Here is a 12784-nt window from a genome sequence, read left to right as displayed (position 1 = left end):
TAAAATTAATTAAACTTGCGGTGCTACTGTGGCAAATAGACCGATTTTCGTTGCTGAAACATTTGACCTAAGAAATACGCTATCTTTGATTTTAGTAATTAATGAAGTATCTTCAAAAGAAAATCAGCTTTTATGAAAACAGCTATTATTTTAGGTGCAACAGGTTTAACGGGAGGGATTCTGCTGGAAAAACTTCTTAATGATGATAGATATGAAAAAATAAAGCTTTTTTCGAGGAGCTCTACAGAGTTTAAGCATCCAAAAATTGAAGAACATTTGATTGATCTTCTGGAGCTTGAAAAGTATGAAGAACAATTTACGGGAGATGAGGTGTACTGCTGTATTGGAAGTACCCAAAAGAAAACTCCTGATGAGGAATTATATAGAAAAGTAGATTACGGCATACCAGTGACCGCTGCCAGGTTGTGTGAAAAAAACGGAATAAACACATTTTTGGCGATTTCGGCATTGGGAGCAGACAAGGATAGTAAGTTTTTCTATAATCGCACCAAGGGTGAAATGGAGGCGGAAGTGCTTCAGAAAAACATTCCGCAGACGTACATTTTCCAGCCATCCCTTATAGCGGGAAACAGGGACGAAAAACGGCCTTTTGAATACGCCTGGAAGCAGATGATGAAAGTAGGAGACCATTTACTTGTAGGGCCGCTTAAAAAGTACAGGAGCATACATGCAGCTTCCATTGCAGAGGCCATGATCTACGTAGCGAATAATACTTATTCCGGGGAGAGAATTGTTTCGCGGGAAATAAAGGAGATCGCCGAAAGTAAACGCTAAACGATTTATATGCAGGAAATAGAACGCAAATTTTTACTGCTTTCTGAAGATTTTAAAAAGGAGGCATTTAGAAAAACCAAAATCGCTCAGGGATATCTTAATTCGCATGTGGAGAGAACTGTGCGGGTAAGAACGAGAAATGAAAAGGCTTTTTTGACTATTAAAGGAAAGTCTGGCGAGAGTGGGATGAGCCGTTTTGAATGGGAAAAGGAAATCCCTCTTAACGAAGCCGAAGCTCTGCTGAAGCTTTGCGAACCAGGCATTATTGAAAAAGTGAGGTATGAAGTAAGAGCAGGAAAACATATTTTTGAAGTAGATGAATTCTTCGGATTGAATGAAGGACTTCTTCTGGCGGAAGTAGAACTTGCATCAGAAGATGAGGAATTTGTAAAACCTGCATGGCTGGGAAAGGAAGTAACCGGTGAACGGGAGTATTATAACTCATACCTTTGTAAGAATCCATATAACAAGATATCATCATGAAGAATATGATTACCCTTTTCGGTTTTTTGATCCTTTTTACTTCTTGCGAGGAAAAAACTGAAAATCCCGAAAATACACGTGGCATTCCTGGTCCTGAAAAAGTAGAAGCCGCTGTGCAATCATTTGCTAAACAACAGGATTCACTGGCAGAAGCACTCAAAAATGAGGGTTACCAGGTCTTTTCTTATCAGGAAGGCGACACAACTTATTTGATGCAGCAATACTACATGGTCTTTCTGAAAACAGGAGCGAATCGCAGCCAGGATTCTACAGAAGCAGCAGCGCTTCAGCAACAGCACCTGGCATATTTAACCCGTATGGCAGAGGAAGGCTACGCAAGTCTTATTGGGCCCTTTGGTGATGATGGAGATATTCGCGGAATAGCAGTTTACAATACGCGTACAGCTGCTGAAGCCGATAGTCTCGCCAACCAGGACCCAATGGTGAAGGCCGGAAGGTTAGAAGTGGAAGTACATCCCTGGTGGACAGCAAAAGGAGGGAAGTTGCCTTAAAAAGAAACTGCCCCATCACAAGCGACGGGGCAGAAACCAACAACTAACTAATCAATCATGAAAAATCATTCCCAGCCTCCGCCAAGAGCCTGGTATAAATCTACGATGGAGTAAAGTCTGTTCAATTCTGCATTTATAAGCTCCAGCCGTGAGTTAAGCGCATTTTCTCTTGCCGTAAGCACTTCCAGGTAGTTTGCCATTCCGTTATTAAGCAGTTCTTCGGAATAGGAGGTGGCAAGATCATAAGTCTCAAATTCCTTTGTCTTGAGCTCTATAGTTTCCACGGCGGCTTCATGGCTGTACAAAGCATCAGAAACTTCACGGGCCGCTATTAAAAGAGACCTTCTGAAGTTTAGAAAAGCGATCTCTTCCTGTGCTTCGGCTACTTCATATTGCGTTCTTATTTGCCTCCTGTTAAAGATAGGCTGGGCCAATGAACCTACAACATTGGCAAATAGCGAATTAGCATTGATCCAATCCTCAAGTTGAAGGGCTTGAAATCCGCCGGAAGCGCTCAATCTCAAACTTGGATAAAACTCACTTCGCGCCACATTCGTAAGTTGAAAAGCATTTATCAGGTTATATTCGGCCGCAATCACGTCAGGACGATTCCTAAGAAGCTGCGCAGGAACACCGGCATTAAGGTCGGTATTCATATCCTGCACGGCAAGGCTCGTACGCTCAATATTGTGCGGTGCCTCACCCAGTAAGATAGACATGGCATTCTCCAGCAGCCTGATGTTGTTCTCGATATCCACAAGTACAGCCCTCGCCCGGTATAATTGAGCTTCAGTTTGCTTTACACCCACTTCAGTAAGGTTACCGGCTTCTTTTAAAGCTCTGGTGGTTTCCAGGCTGTTTTCCCTGTTTTCGATAGTTTGCAATGTGATCCTCTTCTGTTCATCCAACGCTAGAAGCTGAAAGTACAAAGAAGCGACATCGGCAATAAGATCTGTCTTTACAGCCTGGTGCGCGGCTACAGACTGTAGGTAAGAAGCCTGAAAAGCACGGTCATTGCTTCTTATTTTTCCCCAAATATCAGCTTCCCAGGAAAGATTGGCCGAAAGATCGAATTGATCTATGGAACCACCTGTCAATGCTGCGAACTGGCTGTTCCGGGAAAGTTCCTGATGAGTAACCTGGGCATTTGCATTTAAAGTAGGAAAATAGGCTGCTTTTCCCTGTTTAACATATGCTTCTGCCGCCTCAATTTGTTGAAGGGCAACACGTATGTCTATGTTGTTTTCCAGTGCTTCTTCGATATAGGAAGTGAGAAGAGGATCTGTGAAAAGCTCTCTCCAGGAAACATCTGCCATGCTCGAATTACCTTCCTGTAGAAGATCTGTTCTGTATGATTCTGTCTCTACCACTTCCGGGCGCTGATAATCTTTGGCCACAAAGCAAGATTGCAGTGACATAAGAACGGCAGGCACTAAAACTATTTTATATATTCTTGAATTTTTCATTGTTCTAATTTATGCATGATCACTTTCTGCAGTAATTGCTTCGGGTTTTCCGCTTATTTTTTCCTGTAGCCACTGGAAGAGAATGAAAAGGATGGGAATAATAAAAACTCCAATCACAGTTCCTACCAGTAAGCCTCCTACGGCTCCCGTTCCAATAGAACGGTTTCCAGCAGCTCCCGTTCCGCTCGCGAACACCAGCGGGAGGAGACCAACTATAAATGCAAAAGAGGTCATTAAAATGGGTCGCAATCGAACTCTGGCCGCATCCATGGCCGCATCTATAATAGAATGTCCTGCGCGGCGCCGTTGTATTGCAAATTCTACGATCAAAATGGCATTTTTAGCAAGGAGACCCAGTAACATTATGAGAGCAATTTGAAAATAAATGTTGTTTTGTAGCCCCGAAAGATTTGTCGTTAAATATGCTCCCATAACCCCTACCGGCAGCGAAAGTAAAACAGCCAGTGGCAGGAGATAACTTTCGTATTGTGCAGCAAGAATAAAGAACACAAACAGGATACTCAGGAAGAAAATAAAAGTAGTTTGATTCCCAGCGGAAATCTCTTCCCGCGTAAGTCCCGAAAATCCAATATCAAATCCTGCCGGCAAAGAACCGGTTCCTACTTCCTGTACGGCAGCAATCGCGTCTCCGGAAGAATATCCGGGAGCAGCGGTTCCATTCACACCTGCCGAATTGAACAGGTTAAATCTCGTTACTGATTGTGGGCCGTAAACTCTTTCCAGCGTTACAAACTGTGTGATAGGTGCCATTTCTCCCTGATTGTTTCTAACAAACATAGAATTGAGGTCATCTACGGTTGCGCGATCTTCTGGCAATCCCTGGATGTAAACCCGGTACTGCTTACCAAATCTGGAGAAATCGGCCGCATACACACTACCAATATAGCCCTGAAGCGTGGAGAAGATATCGCTTATTGCGACCCCTGCAGCTTTTGCCTGCTGCACATTCAGGTTAATTTCGTACTGCGGGTAATTGGTATTAAATGAACTACGTGCGTATAAGATCTCTGGCCGTGCAGATAATTCAGCTAAATACTGCTGAGTCGCCTGGTCGAGATCTGCAAAACTACCGCCTGTCCTGTCCAGCACCTGCATTTCAAATCCTGAAGAAGCTCCAAACCCGGGAACACTGGGAGGTTGGAAAAAGATAATATTTGCATCGCTTATGGAAGCAGATAACTGGAAGAACTTCCCGGTAATAGCTTCCGCAGAAAGAGTTTCATCTTCACGTTCATCCCATGGATCCAATTTAATGAATCCAAGGGCATAGTTACTACCGGCACCACCAATTAAACTAAAACCGTTTACCATAGAAACTGCTTGAACGCCTTCGACATCTTCGATACGGTTTCTTAATTCAGAAGTGATTTCAACGGTTCTATCTAAAGAGGCTCCTGCGGGAAGCTCGATACTTGCGAAAACAAGTCCGCGATCTTCATCGGGTACAAAACCTGTTGGCGTATTGTTTGAAGCCCAGTATATACCGCCTATGGAAGCTAATATTATGAATGCGGTGATCCATTTATGGCGATGTAAAAACGACAGGGAATTCACATATTTACGGGTAGTGGCATCAAAAGCAACATTAAAACCTATAAAAAACCGTTGCAAAAAGCCCTTTTTTCGATCTCCTTTTTCTTCATGAGACTTAAGCAAAAGTGCACATAGCGCCGGGGAGAGGGTTAAAGCGTTTACGGCTGAAATTGCAATGGAAACAATTAAAGTAACACCAAATTGCTCATAGAACACCCCCGTGGGACCGGTGATGAAAGTTACCGGGATAAAAACTGCAGCCATCACCAATGTAATAGAAACAATAGCTCCTGCTATTTCTTCCATGGCAGAATGAGTAGCCTTGCGAGCTGTTTTAGCACCTTCTTCCAGTTTGGCGTGAACGGCTTCCACCACTACAATGGCATCATCTACCACAATTCCAATCGCCAGCACCAGTGCAAACAATGTTAACAGGTTGATGGAATAACCAAAAAGGTTTAAAAAGAAGAACGTCCCAATAATCGAAACCGGTACGGCGATCGCAGGAATAAGAGTGGATCTAAAATCCTGTAGGAATATAAATACCACCAGGAATACGAGTAAAAAGGCTTCTATTAAAGTCATTACCACTTTTGAGATAGAAGCATTCAGGAATTCATTCGTATCAAAATTTACAATAACTTCCAGACCTGTTGGGAAATTTCCAGATAGCTCGTCCAGTTTTGCGTGAATATTTTCAATGATCTCCTGCGCGTTTGATCCTGGAGTTTGATAAACCGCCATACTCACCCCGGGGTTACCGTTGGTGTAAGAGATAACGCTGTATCCTTCTGCATCCAATTCTACTTCCGCAATATCTCCAAGGCGCAGGAAGTTTCCGTTACCAAGGGATTTTATCACGATGTCATTGTATTGACTTTCGGTACTGTACCGGCCGCTGTACCTTAGTACATATTCAAAGGCTTCAGCATCATTTTGTCCTATAGAACCTGCAGCAGCCTCCTGACTTTGTTCATTGATAGCTGCAATAACATCTGAAGGGATAAGGTTATACGCTGCCAGCCTTTCAGGTTGCAGCCAGATACGCATGGCGTAGTTCTTTGAACCAAAAACCCTTACGTCTCCAACCCCGTTGATCCTTTTTAGTTCAGGAATAACGTTGATGTTGAGGTAATTCTGAATAAAAGTGGCGTCATATTCCTCATTTTCTGATAGTACAGTGAAAAACATCAACGAACTGGTTTGCTGCTTCTGCGTAGTAACCCCTGATTGTGTCACTTCCCTGGGCAACAGCGGACTTGCCCTCGCTACCCGGTTCTGAACGTTTACCGCAGCAATATCTGGGTCAACACCCTGGTCAAAAAACACCTGAATGCTGGCGCTACCGTTGTTGCTGGCAGTAGAGGTAATGTAATCCATTCCCTCTACCCCGTTTATTTGTTCTTCAATAGGAATGATCACACTCTCCAAAACAGTAGCGGCGTTAGCACCTGGATAGTTGGCGCTAACCTGTACTGTAGGAGGGGCAATGTCCGGATACTGAGTAATAGGTAAGGTGAGAATCCCCAATACCCCCAGAACTAATATTACAATTGAAATAACCGTTGATAATACCGGTCTTTCTATAAATGTTTTTAGCATTTTTTACTTATTTAAATACAGGATTGATGGAATTGGCTATACTGTCGAAAGAAACAGGTTGCGGCTGGATAGGTGTATTGTTTCGAAGCTTTCCTACACCTTTGGCGACGATTTTAGCGCCGGGTTCTAAGCCAGATTCAACTACAATGAGATTGTCTACCCTGTCGCGAACCTGAATAACCCGTGAAACTGCAAGCGTATCTCCCTGTATCCCGTAAACATATACTCTCCCCTGTTGCTCAAAAGAAGAAGATTCGGGCACGACAGGAACATTTTCATAAGTCTTAGGAATTCTTATTCTTCCGCTGTTCCCGCTGGAAAGAATTCGGTTGGGGTTAGGAAATTTTGCTCTAAAACCAACAGTTCCTGTGTTAGGATCTACCTGTCCTGTTACCGTTTGGATTTCACCTTCCTGTTCATAAATTTGACCGTTAACAAGCTCCAGACTTACTGGTGGGAAATTTTGGATTTTTTCTGAAATTGTTTCTCCTTCGGTGCTCTGAATGAAATTGAGGTAATCTCGTTCATTCATTGAATAAAACGCATAAACATCGTCTATGTCTGAAACCGTGGTAAGCGGCGTTGGATCCTGCGGACTTACCAAAGCACCTTCCCTAAAAGGAATGGCACCTACATAACCGTCTACCGGACTTTTAATGGTGGCATAGCCAATGCTGGCAGAAATACTGTTCAAATTTGCTTTTGCCTGTTCCAGTCGCGCCTTCGCGGTTTCGAGTTGCACAGGGCTAATAATGCCTTTTTCTACGAGCGGTTTAAGTTTGTCTACTTCTACCTGGGCAGCATTAACGTTGGCTCTTGCAGCACCTGCATCCTGAGATAAAGATTCGGTTTCGAGTCTAAAGAGCGTTTGCCCCTTGTTTACCTTTTGACCTTCATCTATAAGAACATCTGTGATGTAACCTGAAACCTTTGCTCGTACCGCGCTATTCACTGTACCTTCAATGCTTACGGGGTAAGCGGTATAACCGGTAACTGTTCTTGTTGGGACCTCAATAACTGGAAAACCCGCGGGTCCCTGGCCTGTTCCCGCCTGTGCACCCTGGTTTTGCTGACATGAGACGAATAAAAGCGAGCTTAATATAAAACCGATATAACTTAGTTTTTTCATATGATGGATTCTTGAGTTGATTAGCTGTTTCTTGATAAAATTTTAGACTTAAACTTTTGTACTGCAGCAGTGGTTTCTTCAAGGAAAGTGAGGAAATCTTCCTGAAATTCAAGATCGAACTTGAAATCTTCATCTTCCCTGCACATTTCGTTCTTTCTTTTCTTATACTGCTGAATTTCTATATGGATCTTCTTTTCATTTTCCCACCTGTTAATTTTTTCATCAATAATGTTCAGCATTAGATCTGGGTTAATGATGAAATATCTTTTCCGGTCCCCCGGTTTTGTATAATATTTTACCCGGTTGGTAGCCTGTAAATGATCGAGGTGGGTGGAAATTGAACTCTTGCCGGCACATAAGTCATTTACCAATTCTTCAAAGGTGATCCCTTTTTTACCCGTAAGAATTAAGGTTGCGAATATTCGCGCAGCCAGGGGGGCAAGGTTTTCTCCTTCCAAATGCACGCCTAACTGTTCTATGAGCCTTCTTTTTTGAATTTCTAAATCTTCTTTCTGCATCTTCTTTTATTTCTGAAGCGGCAAAATTACTGATTAGTTCTGAATTATCCGAACCAAATGAACCATAATTTTTTTATTGGGCATCTTAGGCTTTGTGAATTAGAAATTCTCCTCTGTGGTTAATTTTGCAAGTTTCTTTTGATCTAAGAATATTTTTAAAAGTTTTCAGGCTCTTACATCATACATCATATTTGGTTGGGTGCAGGTTTTAAGAAATTTAAATCGTCAGACCGAAAAAGAAATCCTATTCTTATCATGCTTGATAAGTTGTTGTAATTTATGAGGCTTTCTCCATAGCCATGAAACCATTCCAGCGTTAATCGATGGGTGCGCATTTCAAAAGGCCGGTATAGGAGACGCATTTTAACTGCTCCTTTCCATTCCCAGTTAAGCCCTTTCCGAAGCATAAGTTCGAGCGCCAGGTTTTTAGGTTCTAAATTATAGCTGAAGTTTAATTCTCCCGGGCCCAGATATTCCATAAGATCTGGGTTGTCTTTTTTATATCTAACAGGATACCAGCCTTCCAAGCTCATGTTGATCCTGTCACTAATTCGGGCATGAAAGCTTATTGCAATCTTGTTCCAGCTCCTGGAGTAGATACTGTCCCTGCCATTTGACTCATGCTGAGCATTCAAAAATGCCATTCCAATAAGACGTTCTTTGCTGTTATAAACGGGTTTTCCCAGGCTAATTCCCGGATTAAAGTTTATTTCAGCAAAAGGGCTTGAAGCCGCATAAACATTCCAGAAAGCAGTTTGGGTGTAAGTAAGAAAAAGATAAGAATCTAGCGGAAGGGTTTTTCGGGTAAGAAGCTGTTTAAAACTAATCTGGTATTTAATATCTGCCGATCCTTTGTTTATTTCTTTGTTGAGCGGCACTCCTGTAACCATGTAATTGTCTTCATACATGGAAAAGGAAGGCATTTTGCTAATAGTATCATCAACTTGTTCCCTAAAAAGTTGTTGAGAAAACGAGTTACTGCAAAAAAATGCAGTGAAGAATAAAAACAGCAGTGAAATCCTCATTTTATAAAGTTTGGAAGGTTTATTTAAGAACAAGGTATGTTCAACCTGCAAAACTAAACCTGAGGCTTCAAATACAAGAAATATAGAATTTAATCTTGTGTTAAAAGAGATTGTTAAGGAACTTTTCCAAGTTGCTGGAAAAATCTATTTTTCATAGATCCCTATCTTCAAATCACCATTTTTGTTCATGCTGGCACGATACATACCGGCGGTATTAAATTCCATTGCAACATTGCCTTCGCCGTCAATGGCAATAATTCCTCCGTTGCCGCCCAATTCAGGGTTTTTCTTCTGAATCACTTCTCTTGCAGCTTCCTGTAGGCTAAGACCTTTGTACTCCATAAGTGCAGAAATATCATAGGCGACCACACCTCTAATAAAAAATTCGCCCCAACCGGTTCCTGATACTGCGCAGGTTTTATTATTGGCGTAAGTTCCTGCGCCAATAATAGGTGCGTCGCCAATACGGCCCCACCTTTTGTTGGTCATTCCGCCGGTAGAAGTCCCCGCGGCAAGATTTCCATGCTTGTCTAGAGCAGCGGCACCAACCGTTCCGTATTTTGAATCTTTAATATATGGATCAATAAAAGCCGATCTATGGTCATCGTGGTCGAGTTCTGTTTTTTCTGAATCTTTAATGCGCTGCAAGCTTTTAAAGCGGTTTTCGGTATAGAAATATTCAGGATCTACCAGTTCAAGACCCTGTTTTTTAGCAAAAGTTTCGGCGCCTTTACCGGCCATCATCACATGTTCAGAATTTACCATCACCTCATATGCCAGGTTGATAGGATTCTTTACAGTCGTCACTCCGGCAACGGCGCCGGCATTTAATGTTTCTCCATCCATAATAGACGCATCAAGTTCGTTGGTGCCGGCATTGGTAAAAACCGCACCTTTTCCCGAATTAAATAGCGGGGAATTCTCCATTACATTGATCGTCCTTTGAACCGCCTCTAAAGCAGTTCCGCCATTCGCAAGAATTTCATGACCGGTCCTAATCGCTTCTTCCAGTTTCTCCTGGTAGGCTGCCTCAAGGGAATCGCTCATGTTTTCCTTGAGAATGGTTCCGGCTCCACCATGAATTACGATCCCGAAGTTATCAGCATTTGAGTTTTGTTCATTTTCTGAAGCTTCAGCGGTTACTACTGGTTTATTTTCAGAATTATTGCATCCCGTTAGAACAGCAAGGGATAATAGGAAAAGTAATTTTTTCATGGTGAGAAATTAATTTGTGGTGGAAAGTTAAGAAATTAAATGTTCTTCGTAAATGCCATTTTTGAATGTGCAGTTTCTTCCGGAATGATTCCGAAGCAAAGAAAAAGGCGCAGCTGCCGTTGTTTGGCAGAGAATGTTTAATTTTATAGTTAAAACTTGAGAGATGGCAGTAAATAAACCGTTCAACCTGAATAAATGGATTGAACAGAACCGCGATTTGCTAAAACCGCCGGTAGGAAATAAAAGTCTGTATAAGGATTCTGAAGATTATATCGTCATGGTAGTAGGTGGTCCCAACGACCGTAAAGATTACCATTACAATGAAACTGAAGAGCTTTTTTACCAGCTGGAAGGGAACATCAAAGTACATGTTCAGGATGAAGGCGAGAAGAAGACCATGGAACTGGGACCGGGAGATATGTATCTCAACCCTGGAAAAGTGCCGCATTCTCCTGAGAGAGGTCCGGGTTCTGTAGGAATTGTGGTAGAAAGAAAACGGGTAGATCTCGATGCCAAAGACGGACTTTTATGGTTTTGCGAGAACTGTAATAACAAATTGCACGAAGTGTATTTCCCACTAAACGATATTGAAAATGATTTTCAGAAGCATTTCAAGGAATTCTATGAAAGTAAGGAGCTGCGCACCTGCAATAAATGCGGCACTGTAATGGAAAAATAACTTTTTCCGGCGGAATGACTTATGCTTTTCAACACAGGAAGCCGGGTTAATTTTCTTATTTTCGCAATTAACCACACAAAATCATATTAAAACTTAAGAATTAATGAGTAAAATAGCAGAAAAATTTGGAATCACTCAAGCTCTCGAAGAGCTGGGTGTTAAAGATATAAACAACGGTACTTCCACAGGAGCCAACTGGTTTTCTTCAGGAGAAGAAATTGAATCTTACTCTCCGGTAGATGGTGCTTTGATTGGAAAAGTAAAAGCTACCACTGCCGAAGATTATGAAAAAGTGATCCAGACAGCGACCGATGCTTTTAAAGTCTGGCGAAAAATGCCTTCCCCGCAGCGCGGGGAAATCGTGAGAAAATTTAATGATGAGCTGCGAAGATTGAAAGCACCGCTTGGAAAGCTCGTTTCTTATGAAATGGGTAAATCTTACCAGGAAGGTTTGGGAGAAGTTCAGGAAATGATAGATATCTGCGATTTTGCAGTAGGACTTTCGAGACAGCTGCACGGGTTAACCATGCATTCAGAAAGGCCGGGGCACCGCATGTATGAACAATACCATCCGCTGGGGATTGTAGGGGTAATTTCTGCGTTTAACTTCCCGGTGGCCGTCTGGTCCTGGAATACTGCCCTTGCATGGGTGTGTGGAGATGTTTGCGTGTGGAAAGGTTCAGAAAAAACACCGCTAACTTCAGTTGCCTGCCAGAATATTGCGGCACGGGTTTTTGCTGAAAATGACCTGCCGGAAGGGATTTCCTGCCTTATTACGGGAGATCATACGGTAGGAGAAATGATGACGAATGATAAAAGGATTCCGCTGGTTTCTGCCACCGGTTCTATACGAATGGGGCGAAAAGTAGCGGCTGCAGTTGGAGAACGATTAGGAAAATCTCTCCTGGAACTTGGTGGTAATAATGCCATTATCGTCACTCCAGATTCCGATCTAAAAATGACAGTTATCGGGGCCGTTTTTGGTGCCGTGGGTACCGCAGGACAACGCTGTACTTCTACAAGAAGATTGATCATTCATGACTCCATTTATGACAAGGTGAAAAATGCGATTGTTGATGCCTATAAACAACTGCGCATTGGTAACCCATTAGATGAAAACAACCATGTGGGGCCGCTTATTGATAAGGATTCAGTTAAAAACTACCAGAATGCGCTTAAGAAAGTAGTTGAAGAAGGCGGAAAAGTTATTGTGGAAGGCGGCGTGCTGGAAGGAGAAGGCTACGAAAGCGGTTGCTACGTAAAACCTGCCATTGCCGAAGCCGAAAACCATTACGATATCGTACAGCACGAAACTTTTGGACCTGTATTGTACATGATGAAATATACTGGCGATGTCGAAAATGCCCTGGAACTCCAAAATGGCGTTACGCAGGGGCTTTCTTCAGCAATTATGACGAACAATCTTCGGGAAGCTGAGAAATTCCTCTCGGTTGAAGGATCTGACTGCGGAATTGCGAACGTGAACATAGGGACTTCGGGAGCAGAAATTGGAGGCGCTTTTGGAGGTGAAAAGGATACCGGCGGCGGAAGAGAATCCGGTTCTGATGCCTGGAAAGTTTATATGCGACGACAAACCAATACGATCAATTATACAACAGAACTGCCGTTGGCGCAGGGAATCAAATTTGATCTGTAATTTTTAATAAAAGCTGAAAATATAAAGTTTCAAAAACGGCATTTTTGAGGCTGTTCAAAAAGGTTAGCTTTACGTCAACCTGAACTTGTTTCAGGTTCTATTAGTTTTGAAAATGAGAGCAATAAGATTCTGAAATGAATTCAGAATGA

General features: G+C 42.4%; 11 protein-coding genes. 5 read left to right on the top strand and 6 right to left on the bottom strand.

The annotated features are described in order from the left end of the window. Positions 1-132 precede the first annotated feature (132 nt). From ACOV1Q_RS01480 to ACOV1Q_RS01470, 3 genes are read left to right on the top strand one after another with little or no spacing between them, the layout of a single operon-like run. Positions 133-795 (top strand): NAD(P)H-binding protein, encoded by a 663-nt coding sequence (locus tag ACOV1Q_RS01480; RefSeq protein WP_424492663.1) that lies wholly within the window; start codon positions 133-135, stop codon positions 793-795. Between the two features lie 9 nt (positions 796-804). Further along, the gene (locus ACOV1Q_RS01475; protein WP_424492662.1) at positions 805-1278 is read left to right on the top strand and encodes a CYTH domain-containing protein; all 474 of its coding nucleotides are present in this window, start codon (positions 805-807) and stop codon (positions 1276-1278) included. Then, a complete protein-coding gene (locus ACOV1Q_RS01470) occupies positions 1275-1790 on the top strand; it encodes a YciI family protein (RefSeq protein WP_424492661.1) in 516 nt (171 codons plus the stop codon). Before ACOV1Q_RS01475 ends, ACOV1Q_RS01470 begins: the two co-directional genes overlap by 4 nt. Before the next feature lie 65 nt (positions 1791-1855). Here the strand turns inward: ACOV1Q_RS01470 and ACOV1Q_RS01465 are convergent, their stop codons facing one another. From ACOV1Q_RS01465 to ACOV1Q_RS01440, 6 genes are all read right to left on the bottom strand, one after another. Then, positions 1856-3256, bottom strand: coding sequence for an efflux transporter outer membrane subunit (locus ACOV1Q_RS01465; RefSeq protein ID WP_424492660.1), 1401 nt, complete (start codon positions 3254-3256; stop codon positions 1856-1858). 9 nt (positions 3257-3265) lie between these two features. After that, positions 3266-6412, bottom strand: a complete 3147-nt coding sequence (locus ACOV1Q_RS01460) for an efflux RND transporter permease subunit (RefSeq protein ID WP_424492659.1) — start codon at positions 6410-6412, stop codon at positions 3266-3268. A 7-nt stretch (positions 6413-6419) separates the two neighbouring features. Then, the gene (locus ACOV1Q_RS01455) at positions 6420-7541 is read right to left on the bottom strand and encodes an efflux RND transporter periplasmic adaptor subunit (RefSeq protein ID WP_424492658.1); all 1122 of its coding nucleotides are present in this window, start codon (positions 7539-7541) and stop codon (positions 6420-6422) included. Between the two features lie 20 nt (positions 7542-7561). Then, positions 7562-8059, bottom strand: coding sequence for a GbsR/MarR family transcriptional regulator (locus tag ACOV1Q_RS01450; RefSeq protein ID WP_424492657.1), 498 nt, complete (start codon positions 8057-8059; stop codon positions 7562-7564). Positions 8060-8244: 185 nt separating this feature from the next. Beyond that, positions 8245-9084 carry a phospholipase A gene (locus ACOV1Q_RS01445; protein ID WP_424492656.1) on the bottom strand — a complete coding sequence of 280 codons (840 nt, stop codon included), beginning with the start codon at positions 9082-9084 and terminating at the stop codon, positions 8245-8247. Positions 9085-9228: 144 nt separating this feature from the next. After that, complete coding sequence (locus ACOV1Q_RS01440; RefSeq protein ID WP_424492655.1) at positions 9229-10299, bottom strand: isoaspartyl peptidase/L-asparaginase family protein; 1071 nt, start codon at positions 10297-10299, stop codon at positions 9229-9231. Positions 10300-10462: 163 nt separating this feature from the next. On the opposite strand from ACOV1Q_RS01440, the gene ACOV1Q_RS01435 reads away from it, so the two are divergent. Together ACOV1Q_RS01435 and amaB are read left to right on the top strand one after the other, a co-directional pair. Continuing rightward, on the top strand, positions 10463-10978 hold the full coding sequence (locus tag ACOV1Q_RS01435) for a 3-hydroxyanthranilate 3,4-dioxygenase (protein WP_424492654.1): 516 nt from the start codon (positions 10463-10465) through the stop codon (positions 10976-10978). A gap of 103 nt (positions 10979-11081) precedes the next feature. Next, on the top strand, positions 11082-12635 hold the full coding sequence (gene amaB, locus ACOV1Q_RS01430) for an L-piperidine-6-carboxylate dehydrogenase (protein WP_424492653.1): 1554 nt from the start codon (positions 11082-11084) through the stop codon (positions 12633-12635). Positions 12636-12784: the final 149 nt, after the last annotated feature.

Source organism: Salinimicrobium maris (genome assembly GCF_049680855.1).
Classification (GTDB): domain Bacteria; phylum Bacteroidota; class Bacteroidia; order Flavobacteriales; family Flavobacteriaceae; genus Salinimicrobium.
Note: the sequence above shows the minus strand (reverse complement) of the source record. Positions and strands in the feature narration are given on the sequence as shown.